Raw genomic sequence first — 14,514 nt, forward strand, 5'->3', positions numbered from 1 at the left:
AGCCGTGGCCCCGGGTGCTCTGGGCACGGCGGGGGCGGCGTCTGGCCCTGTGATGCTCACACATCGAGATACGCCTCCAGCCCGTGCCGCCCGCCCTCGCGCCCGTATCCGGACTCCTTGTAGCCGCCGAACGGCGAGGTGGGGTCGAACCGGTTGAAGGTGTTGGCCCAGACGACGCCGGCGCGGAGCCTGTCCGCCATCCACAGGATGCGCGAGCCCTTCTCCGTCCACACGCCCGCCGACAGGCCGAACGGGGTGTTGTTGGCCTTCTCCACCGCCTCGGCCGGGGTCCGGAAGGTCAGCACGGAAAGGACGGGGCCGAAGACCTCCTCGCGGGCGATCCGGTGCGACTGGGCGACGCCGGTGAAGATGGTCGGCGGGAACCAGAAGCCCTTGTCGGGCAGCGAGCAGGCCGGGGACCAGCGCTCGGCGCCCTCCGCCTCCCCCAGGTCGGACAGCTCGCGGATCTTGGCGAGCTGGGCCGCGGAGTTGATCGCGCCGATGTCGGTGTTCTTGTCCAGCGGGTCGCCCAGCCGGAGGGTGGCGAGCCGCCGCTTCAGCGCGTCGAGCAGCTCCGTCTCGATCGACTCCTGCACCAGCAGCCGGGAGCCCGCGCAGCAGACGTGGCCCTGGTTGAAGAAGATCCCGTTGACGATGCCCTCGACGGCCTGGTCGAGCGCGGCGTCCTCGAAGACGATGTTCGCGGCCTTGCCGCCGAGCTCCAGGGTGACCTTCTTGCCGGTGCCCGCGACCGACCTGGCGATCCGGCGGCCGACCTCGGTGGAGCCGGTGAAGGCCACCTTGTTCACGTCGGGGTGGTTCACCAGGGCGGCGCCGGTCTCGCCCGCGCCCGTCACGATGTTGACCACGCCGGGCGGCAGGTCGGCCTGCGCGCAGATCTCCGCGAACAGCAGCGCGGTCAGCGGGGTGGTCTCCGCGGGCTTGAGGACGACCGTGTTGCCGCAGGCCAGCGCGGGCGCGATCTTCCACGCGAGCATGAGCAGCGGGAAGTTCCACGGGATGACCTGGCCGGCCACCCCGAGCGGGCGCGGGCTGGGACCGTACCCGGCGTGGCCGAGCTTGTCGGCCCAGCCGGCGTAGTAGAAGAAGTGGGCCGCCACCAGGGGCAGGTCCACGTCGCGGGACTCGCGGATCGGCTTGCCGTTGTCCAGGGACTCCAGCACGGCCAGCTCGCGCGAGCGCTCCTGGATGATGCGCGCGATCCGGAACAGGTACTTGGCCCGCTCCGAGCCGGGCATCGCCGACCAGACGCCGAACGCCTTGCGGGCGGCCTGGACCGCCCGGTCGACATCGGCCTCGGTGGCCCAGGCGACCTCCGCCAGGACCTCCTCGGAGGCCGGGTTGACGGTCTTGTTGCGGTTCTCACCCTGGGAGTCGACCCACTCGCCGCCGATGAACAGGCCGTAGGACGGCCTGATGTCGACGACGTCACGCGACTCGGGCGCCGGTGCGTACTCAAACATGTGAACGCCTTAGTCGAGAGTGAAGTAGTCGGGACCCGCGTACCTGCCGGTGGCCAGCTTCTGGCGCTGCATCAGCAGGTCGTTGAGGACGCTGGAGGCGCCGAGCCGGAACCAGTCGGGGTCGAGCCAGCCGTCTCCGACGGTCTCGTTGACCAGGACGAGCATCTTGATCGCGTCCTTGGTGGTCTTGATGCCGCCCGCGGGCTTCACCCCGACCTTGCGGCCGGTCGCGGCCAGGAAGTCGCGGACCGCCTCCAGCATGACCAGCGTCACGGGGAGGGTCGCGGCGGGCTGCACCTTTCCGGTGGAGGTCTTGATGAAGTCGCCCCCGGCGAGCATGGCCAGCCAGGACGCGCGGCGCACGTTGTCGTACGTGGACAGCTCGCCGGTCTCCAGGATCACCTTCAGGTGGGCGTCGCCGCACGCGGCCTTGATCGCGACGATCTCCTCGAAGACCTTGAGGTAGTCACCCGAGAGGAACGCGCCCCGGTCGATGACCATGTCGATCTCGTCGGCGCCGGCCGCCACCGCGAAGGTGGTGTCGGCGATCTTGACGTCGAGCGAGGAGCGCCCGCTGGGGAAGGCGGTCGCGACACTGGCCACCTTGACACCGGAGCCCTTCACGGCCGCCGCGGCCTCGGCGACCATGTCGGGGTAGACGCACACCGCGGCCACCCTGGGCACGGAGGGGTCGGCCGGGTCGGGGTGGACGGCCTTGGCGCACATCGCGCGGACCTTACCCGGGGTGTCCGCGCCCTCCAGGGTCGTCAGGTCCACCATGCCGATGGCGAGGTCGATGGCCCGGGCCTTGGCCGTGGTCTTGATGGATCGGGTGCCGAGCATCGCGGCGCGCTGGTCGGCGCCCACGCGGTCGACACCGGGCAGGCCGTGCAGGAAGCTTCGCAGCGCGACGTTGGACGTTGCCACGTCGGTGAGCGAGGTCGTCATAGTTGACACCTCTCCAGCATGCCTACTGGTGTGATTACTTCCAAACTGGACCCTGCCCAGCGGCCCCGCCGGTTTTCGTCAACATCCGCCGACCGCCCCCCGCGCGCGGGGGCGCCCTGCCGCCCGGGGCCCGGCGGTGGCGCGGGGTCGTTCCGGGGGACACGGGGGCCGGGGCCCCTGCCGGGGAGGCGAATCGGCGCCGTCTAGGTAGTGCCGGGACGGCCTAGGCGTGATCTAGGTAGTGCCGGGGCGGGAAGCGTCCGGGAGATAGGACATCCTCCCGATGTGGGACCGGGGGCCTTAGGACGAACCTTGAGTCTGTAAGGAAAGCGCGCCGCGAGGCGCCACACCAGGAAGGAACCCTCATGGGTCCCGAGTTCCACCTTCAGATGATCGCCCACCGGACCACCGAACTCCGCGAGGAGGCGGACAACTACCGCCGCGCCCGCGAGGCGCAGGAGGACAGGAAGGCCCACTCTTCCGAGAAGCGCCGCAGGGGCTTCTTCGGCAAGATCATCCCGGCATGACCCCGCCCCGAGCGCCCGGCCGTCCCCATCTGCCCGGCCGGGCCTCACTGCCCCCCTGAACCACCGATTTCACCGAGCGAAAAATAGGGAGATCACATCTTTAAGGCATGACATGCTGGCAGACATGGTTGGTCGGGCGGTAAGTCCCGTCTTCGTGGGGCGGGAGCGGGAGCTTGCGGACCTGACCGAGGCGTTCGAGCAGGCCCGGAAGGACGCGGCGGTGACCGTGCTGCTCGGTGGCGAGGCGGGCGTCGGCAAGTCACGGCTGATCGGGTGTTTCGCGGAACGGGCCACGGCCGACGGCGCCCACGTGCTCAACGGGGGCTGCGTGGAGCTGTCGACCGAGGGCCTCGCCTACGCGCCGTTCACCGCGGCGATCCGCCAGCTCGTCCGCGAGTGCGGCGCCGAGGTGGTCGCGGCCCTGCTCCCCGAGGGCGGGGCGCGCGACCTGGCCCGGCTGCTCCCCGAGTTCGGCGAGCCGAGCGGCGACACGGAGAGCGACACCGCCCGCGCCCGGCTCTTCGAGCAGATCCTCACCCTGCTGGAACGGCTCGCGGAGCGCCACCCGGTGATCCTCCTCATCGAGGACGTCCACTGGGCCGACAGCTCCAGCCGCGACCTGATCGCCTTCCTCAGCCGGAACCTCCGTACCGCTCCCGTGCTGATGGTCCTCACCTACCGCTCCGACGAGCTCCACCGCCAGCACCCGCTCCGGCCGGTGCTCGCCGAGCTCGGCCGGCTGGACGGGGTCCTCCGGATGGACCTGCCCCGGCTCACCCGGCCCGAGGTGGCCGCCCAGATGGCAGGCATCCTCGGCATCGCGCCCGAGTTCGCCCTGGTCGACAAGGTCTTCCAGCGCAGCGAGGGCATCCCGCTGTTCGTCGAGGCGCTGATGGAATGCGGCGGCGACTGCACCTTCCCCGACTCCCTGCACGACCTGATCATCGGCTCCGTGGAGCGGCTCCCCGAGGAGACGCAGCGGGTGCTGCGCATCGCCGCCGCCGGCGGCATCCGGGTGAGCCACGCCCTGCTCGCCGCGGTCAGCGCGCTGTCTGACGTCGAGCTCGACGACGCGCTGCGCACCGCGATCGCCGCCAACGTGCTGCAGGTCGCCGACGGCCGCGCCTACGTCTTCCGGCACGCGCTGATCCGCGAGGCCGTGCACGACGAGCTCCTGCCCGGCGAGCACGTACGGCTGCACGCCCGCTTCGCCGAGGAGATCGGCAACGACCGCACGCTGGTGCCTCCCGGCCGGGCCGCCATCGAGATCGCCCACCACTGGCACTCCGCCCGCGACGACCTCTGGGCCCTCATCTCCGCCTGGGAGGCGGCGGGCAAGGCCGCCAAGACCTTCGCCCACCGGGAGATGCTGCAGCTGCTGGAGCGGGTGCTCACGCTGTGGAGCAAGGTCCCCGACGCCGCCGAGCGCATCGGCGTGGACCACACCACCGTCCTGGAGCAGGCCGCCGAGGCCGCGAGCGCCTGCGGGGAGGTCGACCGGGGCAGCAAGTTCGTCAAGGCCGCGCTGAACGAGCTCGACGAGCGGACCGAGCCCGCCCGGGTGGCGAACCTGGTCGTACGGAGATCGCAGTTCAAGAAGGCCAGGCGGCGGCCGGGAGTGCTCGACGATCTCCGCTACGCCGAGCGGCTGGTCCCCGAACCGGGGCTGGAGCGCGCCGAGGTGCTGTCCAAGCTGGGCTCGTACCTGATATTCAGCGGCGAGCTGGCGGAGGGGACGGCGCTCACCGAGGAGGCGCTGCGGATCGCGCGCGAGCGCGGCGAGGAGACCCTGGAGGCGGAGCTGCTGCTCAACCTCGCGCTGGGCCACTCGATCGCGGGGCACATCGAGGCCACGATCGAGCTCAACGAGGCCGCGCAGGCGATCGGCGAGCGCGTCGAGTCCGGCCGCAGCGTCCTGCGCGCCATCGCCAACAACGTGGACGCGCTGAACAACATGGGCCGCTCCACCGAGGCGATCGAGCTCGCGCTCGAAGGGGAGCGGCTGGCGAGGAAGTACGGCCGCTACCGGGACCAGGGCACGTTCATCGCCAACAACCGGGCCGAGGCGCTGGAGGCGCTGGGCAGGTTCGACGAGGCCGCCCGGCTGATCGAGCAGATCCTCGGCAAGGACCCCACCCTGCGCACCCGCCACCACCTGCGGCGGGTCCGCGGGGACGTGGCGGTCGCCCGCGGCGAGACGGACGTGCTCAGATCCGTCCTGGACGAGGTGGGCGCGTTCGGCACCGTCCCCGAGGAGTTCACGCAGGAGCTGACCGCCAACGCCCGGCTCATGATCGGCCTGCACATGCTCGGCGGGGAGCCGCTGGCCGCGCTGGAGGTCGCCGAACGGGTCGCCCGCGAAGCGCAGATCACGAGCAAGCCCATGCTGGGCTGGCGGACGCTCGGCCTGCTCGGCGGCATCTGCGAGACGGTCGAGGAGCTCGCGCCGGAACGGGTGGCGGCGCTGCGCGCCCACGTCGGCAGGGCCGCGGCGGCGATGGCCGTGGACAGTCCCGTCGCCGAGGCCTACCGGCTCGGACTCACCCGCGACCACGACGCCGCGGCCGCCGCCTGGGAACGGCTGGGCCGCCCCTTCCCCCAGGCGAAGTCGCTGCTGCACGGGGGACGGACGGCGGCCGGCGCCGGTGACCGCGACGGTGCCGCGTCCCGGCTGCGCGCGGCCCACCCGATCGCCGTGGCGCTCTCCGCCCGGCCGCTGGCCACCGAGATCGAGGCACTCGCCCGCAGGATCGGGATCTCCCTCACCGAGCAGGCCGGAACCACCGGGCAGGCCGGGGGCGAGGAGTCTCCGCTGACCCCGCGCGAGCTGGAGGTGCTCCGGCTGGTCGCGCTGGGACGGTCCAACCGCGAGATCGCCGCCGAGCTGTTCATCTCGGTCAAGACCGTGAGCGTTCACGTCTCCAACATCCTCGGCAAGCTGGGCGTCTCCACCCGGGGCGAGGCGGCCGCGGCCGCCCGCCGCCTCGCCCTGATCGGCTGACTCCCGCTCCCTCGCCGAAGGCGATCACCGACGACGGTACGGCTGGGCGGGGCGCTGCCCGTATCAGGGGCCGGCCTCCTCCGGGACGGCTCGGGCGGCGGTGTCACGACCGCCGGCGCCGATGGTCGTTCCGTCGTTCCCGGAAGCCGTGACCGGCGGGGGGTTGCACAGGGCGGGTCAGGACGGGATCTTGCTGGGGTAACCGATTCCCCCAGGAGACGACCATGTTGCCCCTCCATATGCGCCGCCGGGAGTTCGATCCCGATCCCGAACTGGCCGCCGTCCGCGAGCAGCCGGGCCTGCAACGGGTGCCGACGCCCTACGGCCGCGAAGCCTGGCTGGTCACCCGGTACGACGACGTGCGTGAAGTGCTCAGGAACGCCGAGCTGTTCAGCTACGCCAGCGGCATCACCCTGCCGCCCATGAGCGAGGAGCAGGCCAGGCGGTTGCGCGCCGGCGCGCTGCTCCTGATGGATCCCCCCGACCACACCCGCTTGCGCCGCATGCTGACCCCCGAGTTCACGATGCGCCGCATCCGCCGCCTGGAGCCCCGCATCCGCGAGATCGTCGCCGACCACCTGGACGCGATGGAACGCACCGGTGCCCCGGCCGACCTGATCTCCGAGTTCGCCACACCGATCCCGTCGCTGGTCATCTGCGAACTGCTGGGCGTGCCCTACGAGGACAGGGAGGCCTTCCAGGCGCGCACCCGGTCGATCCTCGACTTCAACCAGCCACCGGAGGCGCGCGGGAAGGCCCAGATGGAGGCCTCCATGTACATGGCCGAGCTGGTCGGCCGGGCCCGGGTCGAACCGGGCGAGGACCTGCTCGGCATGCTCATCCGCGAGCACGGCGAGGGGATATCGGACGACGAGCTGGCCGGCATCGGCGGCCTGCTGCTGGTGGCGGGCCACGAGACGACGGCCAGCATGATCGGCCTGGGCACACTGGCCCTGCTGCGCCACCCGGACCAGCTCGACCTGGTGCGTGCCGCCCCGGACAGGGTCAAGGGCATGGTCGAGGAGCTGCTGCGCTGGCTGACGATCATCCACCAGGGCGCCACCAAGGTCGCCTCGGCCGACACCGAGATCGCGGGCGTGCCGATCGCGAAGGGCGACGTGGTGGTGGTCTCGCTCCCGGCCGCCAACCGCGACCCGGCGCTGGCCGAGGACCCCGACCGCTTCGACATCCAGCGGCCCGACATGCCCCATGTCGCCTTCGGTTACGGCGCGCACCACTGCATCGGCGCGCCACTGGCCCGGATGGAGATGCAGATCGCCTTCCCCGCCTTGTTCGACAGGTTCCCCGGGCTGCGCGAGGCCGGAGAACCGGAGTTCCGTTCGTTCAATGTCGTGTACGGCCTGACGACCTTCCCGGTCGCCTGGTGACACCCCGGCCCGCTCAGCCGCCTGGCTGAGCGGGCACGTCAGTCTCCGGCCGGTGCGGGCCCAGGCCGGCGTACTCGCCGAGCGGGACGCGGTCGCCGTACTGATCAGACGAACAGTGGTTCGAGCAGCAGGATCACGCCGAAGACGGCGAAGGCCGCGGCGGCACCGTAGCGGATGATCTTCTCCGGCAGATGCTTGCCGAGCATCCGTCCGACCACGATGGCCAGGGCGTCGGCGGCGACCATGCCCACCGTCGAGCCGACCCAGGTGCCGAACCAGCCGTACTGGGTGGCGAGTGTGATGGTCGCGAGCATCGTCTTGTCACCCAGTTCGGCGAGGAAGAAGGCGACGGTCACGGCGATGATCGCCGACCGGGTGGTGCGCCGCGCCTTTCGCGACTCCTCCTCGGTCAGCTCGTCCCCGCGCAGCGTCCACAGCGCGAAGCCCAGGAATGCGATGCCGGCGATGATCGTGATCGCCGTGGTGGGGAGAAAATCGCCGACCAGCCCGCCCAGGGCGACGCTGAACAGGTGAACCACCGCGGTGGCCAGGGTGATTCCGGCGAGGACCGGCCACGGTTTGAACCGGGTGGCGAAGGTCATGGCCATGAGCTGGCTCTTGTCGCCGAGCTCGGCGACGAAGATCACGGCGAGACTGATCCAGAACGCTTCCAACGAGGGTGCCCTTCCCGCATACGCAGCCGGGCGGAAGGGCGGAACCCGGGGAGTCTCGGGCACGTCTTCGGCCCGGCGGCATCCATCAATGCCTGCCAGGCCGAAGGTCTCGTCCGCCACGGAGCCGAGCCGAACCGGCCGGATCCGAGGCCCGCGCGACCGGGCGCCTCAGGCGCCAGCATGTCGATCACGCGATTGGGACTACTCCCCTTCGGGTCTTTCCATCAGACCATATCAGCAGAAATCGGATGGCCATTCCCGCCTCAGAGAACCGCCGAGGTCCTCAGAGGTCCTCGAAGAACCTCGGAGGACGTCAAGGCGAGGAGCCCCGGAGGGCCTCGGGGAGCCTCGGGAGAATTTCGAAAGACCCCGGAATCCCGAGAGCCTCAGAGCCGGGTGCCGACCATCACGGGCTCGTTGACCAGGGTGACGCCGAACTTCTCCAGGACACCGTCCCTGACCTCGCGGGCGAGGTCGAGGAGTTCCTCCGTCGAGGCCACCATTTCCGGATTTGTCATGGCAAGGGTGTGTTTGGTGGAAATGCGGGCCGGGCCGCGCCGGTAGCCCTTCGGGAACCCGGCGTTCTCGATCAACCACGCCGCCGGGACCTTGACGGCCCCCTCCGGCATGTCCCAGCGGGGAAACCCCGGCGCCCGCAGCTCCAGCTCGGCGGCCTGCTCGGCGGTCAGGACCGGGTTGGTGAAGAACGACCCCGCGCTGCGAGTGTCCGGGTCGGCGGCGTCCAGGACCATGCCCTTGCCCGCGCGCAGTTCCAGCACCGCCGCCCGGGCCTCCGCGAGCGGCACCCGGTCGCCCAGGGCGACCCCCAGCCGGGAGGCCAGTTCCCGATAGGCGACCGGGCCGGACAGCGCGTCCCCGGCCAGCTCGTAGGTGACCGCGAGCACGACGTACCGCCCCAGGTCGTCCTTGAACGCGCTGTGCCGGTAGGCGAATCCGCACTCCCGCGCGGCCAGGTCCCGCACCTCACCGGCCCGGCGGTCGTAGGCCCGGACGGCGGTGATCGTCTGGGAGACGTCCTGCCCGTAGGCGCCGACGTTCTGGATCGGCGTGGACCCGACCAGCCCGGGGATGCCGGACAGGCACTCCACGCCCGACCGGCCCTCGTTCACCGCGCGCTCGACCAGGGCGTCCCAGTCCTCGCCCGCCTGCGCGGTGACCAGGTCCCCCTCGACCTCGACGCCCCGGGAGGCGACGCGCACGACCAGGCCGTCGAAGCCCTCGTCGGAGACGACCAGATTGCTGCCGCCCCCCAGCACGAGCACCGGCTCGCCCGCCCGGTCGGCCGCCGCCACCAGCTCGACGATCTCCTCGGACGACCCCGCCTCCACGAACGCCCCGGCCGGTCCCCCCAGCCCCAGCGTCGTGTACGGCGCCAGCCGCACCCCCGCCATCCGCTCCGTCATGCGCTTTTCCCCACCCGCGACCCGGCCGAAATCCGCGACCAGCCTACGGGGAGCGCAGCAGCCTCAGCACCCGGTCGTAGGTTCGCCGGGACTCCCCGTCGCGGTATTCGGGGTCCACGCCGTCGTCGCGGCGGTGCCGCTCCTGGTGGACCGGGAGATCCTTCCCCAGGGCGACGAGAGTGCCGGACAGCCTGAGCGAGAACTCCAGGTCGGCGTTGCGGTAGTAGCGGGCGTCGGCGGGGAAGCCGCCCGCGGCGAGCGCGGTGTCGCGCCTGACCGCGAACAGGTGGCCGAGCAACCCCCGGACCTCGCCGGGCTCGGCCTCCAGCCATTCCTTGCCGTCCTCGCGGGGATTCATCCCCTTCCACCCGGCCGCGGTCACGTCGTCGTCCAGCGCCTTGACCAGCGGGGTGACGGCGTCGCCGTCCAGGACCACGGAGGTGTCCATGACGACGTGCACGTCCGAGGTGTCGAGGCGCAGCAACCTGTCACGGCTCTCGCCCCACCCCGCGGAGCCGCCCTGCCAGTGCGGCGTCTCGGCCACGTGCCAGGCCTCCACCCGGCGGGGGAACTCCTCCACCAGCTCCTGCAGGACCGCTCCCGCGCCGTCCACGTCTCCCAGGTCGAGGGCGAGGATCCTCGCCTCCGTACGGGCGACGAGGGCGCGTACGCACTCGCGCAGCTCGTCGGGACGGCCGTCGACCAGCAGCGCGACGGTCACCGTCGGCCGCGCGGCCTTCGGTTCCTCGACGCCGGCCGGGGGAACGATGGTCTCGTCGAGCCGGGAGACCGACAGGCTGCCGTCCCACAGCAGCTGGGAGGAGACCATCCGCTCGGGATGGCCACCGAGGTCGTCGGCCCGGCCGACCAGCTCCGAACCCTCGGGCGTCTGCTGGGGCGCCGCCTCGGTCTCGGCGACCCGCTCGGCGTCCAGGTCACCGAGCCGTCCCGGGTGGCGTCCGGGATCCGCGGCCTCGGCGACCCGCCCGGGGTCGGCCGAGTCGTCCCGTCCGGCGGCCGCGCCCCCCACGTCCCCCGCGTCCACTCTGCCCTCGGCATCATCGCCGGCCCCGCTCGTGGCGCTCACCCGCCCGGGGGCCGTGGACGCTCCCGGCTCGCCGCTCGAACCGCCTCGTTCCGCTCCCGGGGAGCCCCCCTCGGGCAGGGAACTCACCGTGGGCCACACGTCGAAGGAGGGAGAGGGGATGAGCTCGAAGCCGTCCGCGGTGTCCCGGACGAGCCAGCCCTCGGTTCTGATCTCGTCACGGAGCGCGTCGGAGGCGGCATGATCGTGCTCGGCTCGCGCCTTGGCCCGCCGCTCGGCCAGGACGGTCACGTTAGGAGGTACTTCGCTCATGCTGGGGAGCTACCCCCGGACGGGGAGAAGATTCGGCCCCGGCCCACGAGCATGCCGCGAACCACGGCCAGGTCGGCGAACCGCACCCTGATCCGCCGCGAGCCGTACCGGCGGACCACGCCCCGACCCCACCGCGAGCCGTACCGGCGGACCGGCGCGGGCCGCCCGGGTGAACCCCTCCCGACCCACCGCACCCTGAACCGGCTCCGGGCCGGGCCGGAGCCGGGCCGGAGCCGGTTGGGCACCGGCGGCGCCCGCGACAGGGCCGCTACGGCAGGGTGCCTATGCCAGCTGGACCACCGCGCGAGCCTTGGACAGGACCCGGGAGTCGTTGGACCTGGCGGTCAGGGCGATCACCACGCGCTTGTCCTCGAGCTTCTCCTCGACGATCCCGCTCACCGTGATGACGGCGCCCTGGTCGTCGTCGGGGACGACCACCATGGAGGAGAACCGCACCCCGTAGTCGACGACCGCGCCGGGGTCGCCCACCCAGTCGGTGACGAACCGGCCGCCCTGCGCCATGGTGAACATGCCGTGCGCGATGACGTCGGGAAGCCCGACGGTCTTGGCGAAGCGCTCGTTCCAGTGGATGGGGTTGAAGTCACCCGAGGCCCCGGCGTACATCACCAGGTTGGCGCGGCGGACCGCGTATTCGGCGGGCGGGAGCTGCTGACCCGTCTCGACCTCGTCGTACTTGACCGTCGCGGCCATGTCAGCCCGCCCCTCCACGCTCGACGATGGTGTTGTAGGCCGTGCACACGAACTCGCCGTCGACGGTGCTGACGTCGCTCCTGACGGTGATCAGCTCGTTGCGGCCGATGCTGCGGATGTCGGTCACGGTGGAGACGCTGACCAGCTCGTCCCCGGCGTGGATCGGCCGCCGGTACTCGAAGCGCTGCTCGCCGTGGACCACCATGGCGAGGTTCAGACCGAGCTCGGGGTCGGTCAGGATCGACCCTCCGGCCAGGCTGAACACGATGGGGAAGGTCGGCGGCGCGATCACGTCGGGGTGCCCGGCAGCCTGGGCGGCCTCCCTGTCCCGGTAGATCGGGTTGTTGTCGCCGATCGCCGTCGCGAACTCTTTGATCTTCACGCGACTGACCTCGTACGGCGAGGAGGGCGCGGACGCCCGCCCGACGAAGTCACGGTTCAGAGCCATCGTGCTCCTTTGCGGATATCGAACCGGTGGGGCCGACACCGGCGGGTCGGACGAGACATTGACAGAACAAGATTCCAGTATGTGCCCTCTGGGGGACATCGGGCGGCGAGCTACCGGAAAGCGGTTCACCGGTGGGCGAGTCATCAGGAAACCGTAGCCCGGCCCGCTCTCGCACCGGATCTCTTCCGTGGTCAACGCTCGTGCCAGAAAACTGTACGGATACGACAAACCGGCGCCTCGTCTGAGGACGCCGGTTCTCGTGGAGTGTGTGCGTGCCGAAGCACTCATCTCCCGCCGCAGCGGAAGGCTTCGCGCAGACTAACGAGTCTCGCGGTGCGCCTGGTGCGTCTTGCAGTTCGGGCAGTACTTCTTCAGCTCAAGCCGATCCGGGTCGTTGCGCCGGTTCTTCCGCGTGATGTAGTTGCGGTGCTTGCACTCCTGGCAGGCCAGCGTGATCTTCGGCCTAACGTCGGTGGCAGCCACTTGGGAGTGCCTTTCTACGTTCTGGACAGTGGACAACCCACGACAGGACCTCTCTGGTGGGAGAAGCCCCGGATGGGTAGTAGCGGAGGCCGGACTTGAACCGGCGACACAACGATTATGAGCCGTTTGCTCTGCCTGGCTGAGCTACTCCGCCTTGAGGCCGACGAAATCGACCGACCCCGCAAGGATACCCGACCCGCAGAGTGCCTGCGTACTTGTGCAGGTCAGGGCGATCTCTTCTGGGTCGCCCCAGTATGCCCGCTCGCGCGTCAGGAACCTTGAGTATTTTCTGGCCCGCCTTTACCTGCCTTCAAGGCCAACCAAGCCGAAAGCCCTAACCAGGAGGTTAGGGCCTTTAGGCTGTCGAGCCCCTTTACGGAATCGAACCGTAGACCTTCTCCTTACCATGGAGACGCTCTGCCGACTGAGCTAAAGGGGCCTGTCCGTGTCGCTCTCGCTTGCGGACAGGTGTAACCATACACGGCTCCGCAGCGGGATGCGAAATCAATTGAGGTCCACCCGGACCACCACACGTCCCCCCTCGAAGCGCCCGTGCCGTCCCCCGCGCCAGACCTCCGCCGGCCCCCGCACCGCCCCTCCTCACGCCGTCCCTCAAGCCGCCCCTCCTCACGCCGTCCCTCGCGCCGGGCCCCGCGCCGGGCCCCGTCCAGGATGAGAAGAAGCGGCCCCCTTCCCGTTCGCCAGGAAGTACGGGCCCGTGGCGGACGTACGCGGCGGCCGTCCCAGCCTCACCGGGCTCCGCGCCCCCGACGGCGCCCTGCCCGTCGGACGTACGCGGCGGCCGTCCGGAGCCGGATACCCGCCGAGGGGTGGCCGCGTAGGCCGGGGCGGCCGGCGTCCCGGGCGGCGGTCGCCCGGACCACGGGTCATCAATGAAACGATCGGCTGAGACCACGCGCCCGCCCGCCGCGACGAGCCTGGCCGCGCAGTCCGCCACAGTCCGCCACAGTCCGCCACCGGAGGCGCCCAGGTCCCCGTACGGCCGTCGACCTCCGCCTGGAGCGGTACCGAGAACACACACCACAGCAAAAGGCAAGTTATGCGCCTTTTAGCCTTTTTTGGCGACAGTATGCCTTTTGAGGAACGCCGAGCCTTTTGCCGAACACCAAGGAGCATGATGCTGCAGGATCGTCGCAGGGACACGATCCGGGCGCTCGACGAGAGCGACCGGCCGCACCTGTACTGGCACGGAGTGGACGGCGACGGCCACGTGTGGTTGTTCGAGACCGTCCTCGACAGCGGCGGGGAGTACTGGCCCGTGAGGCACGCCGAACTGGGTTCGGACGGCCTCGCCCGCAGATACTCGTGGCGGCACATCGAGGACGAGCACGGCTTCCTGGCCGAGGGCCCGATCTACCCCGGCGACTTCGGCCTGAACGCCCTGACCTCCGAGGAGTTCGACACCTTGTGGGCCGCGCTCGACGGGTGAGGGTGCCCCCCGCACCCCCTGTCACGCGCCCCGGCCGCCCCGTCACGCGCGCCTCGCCCCCGGCCGGCAGTGCCCGGGCGGCGCCCCGGCAGTGCCCCTGCAGTGTCCCGACAGTGCCCCTGCAGTGCCCCCGGCCGACCCGTCCCCGAGCCACGGGGCGGCCCGGTCACCGACCGTCCCGCATCGACACGTGAATGGCATTCATCATCCCTTTCCATCGATTTTCGACTGTTTTCGACCACTGGTCGACCCCTGTTTCGGCCGCGCCATAAGATCGCTGCATCCGGATGACAAAGTGGGTTATTTCGCATATATGCATAGGGGTAAGTTGCTCGCATGAGCGGAACGCCCGGCCTGAGGATGGCAGCCTCGGACATGACCGCGCTGAGCCTGTGGACCGCCGACGCGGTGGTGCTGTTCGACTGGCTCCTGAGCGTGGATCTCGACCAGCTCCCCGTCCAGCACATGGCACAGAAACAGGCCCTGATGGCTCTTCTCCAGCAGCTTGACCGGAGCGTTCCCGGCTACACCTCCGAGGACATCGAACAGGCGCACCTGCTGCTGACCCGCGAGATGGGCCTGTGATCACGCCCGGCCCGCCACGCCGCGACGGTGAGAG

At 70.7% G+C, this 14,514-nt stretch carries 13 protein-coding genes and 2 tRNA genes; 5 read left to right on the forward strand and 10 right to left on the reverse strand.

The genetic code is table 11. The features are described from left to right. Positions 1-56 precede the first annotated feature (56 nt). Both ACTOQ1_RS25450 and deoC read right to left on the reverse strand, forming a co-directional pair. A complete protein-coding gene (locus ACTOQ1_RS25450) occupies positions 57-1,484 on the reverse strand; it encodes an aldehyde dehydrogenase family protein (protein WP_440070535.1) in 1,428 nt (475 codons plus the stop codon). A 9-nt stretch (positions 1,485-1,493) separates the two neighbouring features. Then, positions 1,494-2,432 carry a deoxyribose-phosphate aldolase gene (deoC, locus tag ACTOQ1_RS25455; RefSeq protein WP_440070536.1) on the reverse strand — a complete coding sequence of 313 codons (939 nt, stop codon included), beginning with the start codon at positions 2,430-2,432 and terminating at the stop codon, positions 1,494-1,496. A gap of 365 nt (positions 2,433-2,797) precedes the next feature. Here deoC and ACTOQ1_RS25460 point away from each other — a divergent pair, with 365 nt between their 5' ends. The 3 genes from ACTOQ1_RS25460 (at position 2,798) to ACTOQ1_RS25470 (ending at position 7,348) form a co-directional block, all read left to right on the forward strand. Beyond that, positions 2,798-2,959, forward strand: coding sequence for a hypothetical protein (locus ACTOQ1_RS25460; protein WP_440070537.1), 162 nt, complete (start codon positions 2,798-2,800; stop codon positions 2,957-2,959). A gap of 124 nt (positions 2,960-3,083) precedes the next feature. Continuing rightward, positions 3,084-5,960 carry an ATP-binding protein gene (locus ACTOQ1_RS25465; protein ID WP_440070538.1) on the forward strand — a complete coding sequence of 959 codons (2,877 nt, stop codon included), beginning with the start codon at positions 3,084-3,086 and terminating at the stop codon, positions 5,958-5,960. Positions 5,961-6,184: 224 nt separating this feature from the next. Further along, positions 6,185-7,348, forward strand: a complete 1,164-nt coding sequence (locus ACTOQ1_RS25470) for a cytochrome P450 (RefSeq protein WP_440070539.1) — start codon at positions 6,185-6,187, stop codon at positions 7,346-7,348. Between the two features lie 104 nt (positions 7,349-7,452). Here ACTOQ1_RS25470 and ACTOQ1_RS25475 read toward each other — a convergent pair whose 3' ends face one another. The 8 genes from ACTOQ1_RS25475 to ACTOQ1_RS25510 all read right to left on the reverse strand — a co-directional run bounded on the left by ACTOQ1_RS25475 (position 7,453) and on the right by ACTOQ1_RS25510 (position 12,884). After that, on the reverse strand, positions 7,453-8,022 hold the full coding sequence (locus tag ACTOQ1_RS25475; protein WP_440070540.1) for a TMEM165/GDT1 family protein: 570 nt from the start codon (positions 8,020-8,022) through the stop codon (positions 7,453-7,455). Between the two features lie 386 nt (positions 8,023-8,408). Continuing rightward, positions 8,409-9,446, reverse strand: coding sequence for a UDP-N-acetylmuramate dehydrogenase (locus ACTOQ1_RS25480; protein ID WP_440070541.1), 1,038 nt, complete (start codon positions 9,444-9,446; stop codon positions 8,409-8,411). A 43-nt stretch (positions 9,447-9,489) separates the two neighbouring features. Further along, positions 9,490-10,803, reverse strand: a complete 1,314-nt coding sequence (locus ACTOQ1_RS25485) for a CysS/YqeB C-terminal domain-containing protein (RefSeq protein WP_440070542.1) — start codon at positions 10,801-10,803, stop codon at positions 9,490-9,492. Positions 10,804-11,085: 282 nt separating this feature from the next. Then, a complete protein-coding gene (locus tag ACTOQ1_RS25490; RefSeq protein WP_440070567.1) occupies positions 11,086-11,514 on the reverse strand; it encodes a MaoC family dehydratase in 429 nt (142 codons plus the stop codon). Position 11,515: 1 nt separating this feature from the next. Beyond that, complete coding sequence (locus tag ACTOQ1_RS25495; RefSeq protein ID WP_440070543.1) at positions 11,516-11,962, reverse strand: MaoC family dehydratase N-terminal domain-containing protein; 447 nt, start codon at positions 11,960-11,962, stop codon at positions 11,516-11,518. 318 nt (positions 11,963-12,280) lie between these two features. Continuing rightward, positions 12,281-12,445 (reverse strand): 50S ribosomal protein L33, encoded by a 165-nt coding sequence (rpmG, locus tag ACTOQ1_RS25500; protein ID WP_030921771.1) that lies wholly within the window; start codon positions 12,443-12,445, stop codon positions 12,281-12,283. An 80-nt stretch (positions 12,446-12,525) separates the two neighbouring features. Further along, positions 12,526-12,599, reverse strand: a tRNA-Met gene (locus ACTOQ1_RS25505). Between the two features lie 212 nt (positions 12,600-12,811). Continuing rightward, positions 12,812-12,884: transfer RNA gene (locus ACTOQ1_RS25510), tRNA-Thr, on the reverse strand. A 699-nt stretch (positions 12,885-13,583) separates the two neighbouring features. Here ACTOQ1_RS25510 and ACTOQ1_RS25515 point away from each other — a divergent pair. Together ACTOQ1_RS25515 and ACTOQ1_RS25520 are read left to right on the forward strand one after the other, a co-directional pair. Next, positions 13,584-13,895, forward strand: a complete 312-nt coding sequence (locus ACTOQ1_RS25515) for a hypothetical protein (RefSeq protein ID WP_440070544.1) — start codon at positions 13,584-13,586, stop codon at positions 13,893-13,895. Between the two features lie 336 nt (positions 13,896-14,231). After that, entirely contained in the window at positions 14,232-14,480 is a 249-nt protein-coding gene (locus ACTOQ1_RS25520) for a hypothetical protein (protein ID WP_440070545.1), read from the forward strand. Positions 14,481-14,514: the final 34 nt, after the last annotated feature.

Source organism: Streptosporangium sp. OZ121, assembly GCF_051918885.1.
Classification (GTDB): Bacteria; Actinomycetota; Actinomycetes; order Streptosporangiales; family Streptosporangiaceae; genus Streptosporangium.

What these genes read in the sequence shown, in the direction of transcription:
- ACTOQ1_RS25450 (WP_440070535.1), bottom strand. Translation starts at nt 1,484, where the DNA reads ATGTTTGAGTACGCACCGGCGCCCGAGTCGCGTGACGTCGTCGACATC.
- deoC (WP_440070536.1), bottom strand. Translation starts at nt 2,432, where the DNA reads ATGACGACCTCGCTCACCGACGTGGCAACGTCCAACGTCGCGCTGCGA.
- ACTOQ1_RS25460 (WP_440070537.1), top strand. Translation starts at nt 2,798, where the DNA reads ATGGGTCCCGAGTTCCACCTTCAGATGATCGCCCACCGGACCACCGAA.
- ACTOQ1_RS25465 (WP_440070538.1), top strand. Translation starts at nt 3,084, where the DNA reads ATGGTTGGTCGGGCGGTAAGTCCCGTCTTCGTGGGGCGGGAGCGGGAG.
- ACTOQ1_RS25470 (WP_440070539.1), top strand. Translation starts at nt 6,185, where the DNA reads ATGTTGCCCCTCCATATGCGCCGCCGGGAGTTCGATCCCGATCCCGAA.
- ACTOQ1_RS25480 (WP_440070541.1), bottom strand. Translation starts at nt 9,446, where the DNA reads ATGACGGAGCGGATGGCGGGGGTGCGGCTGGCGCCGTACACGACGCTG.
- ACTOQ1_RS25485 (WP_440070542.1), bottom strand. Translation starts at nt 10,803, where the DNA reads ATGAGCGAAGTACCTCCTAACGTGACCGTCCTGGCCGAGCGGCGGGCC.
- ACTOQ1_RS25490 (WP_440070567.1), bottom strand. Translation starts at nt 11,514, where the DNA reads ATGGCCGCGACGGTCAAGTACGACGAGGTCGAGACGGGTCAGCAGCTC.
- ACTOQ1_RS25495 (WP_440070543.1), bottom strand. Translation starts at nt 11,962, where the DNA reads ATGGCTCTGAACCGTGACTTCGTCGGGCGGGCGTCCGCGCCCTCCTCG.
- ACTOQ1_RS25515 (WP_440070544.1), top strand. Translation starts at nt 13,584, where the DNA reads ATGCTGCAGGATCGTCGCAGGGACACGATCCGGGCGCTCGACGAGAGC.
- ACTOQ1_RS25520 (WP_440070545.1), top strand. Translation starts at nt 14,232, where the DNA reads ATGAGCGGAACGCCCGGCCTGAGGATGGCAGCCTCGGACATGACCGCG.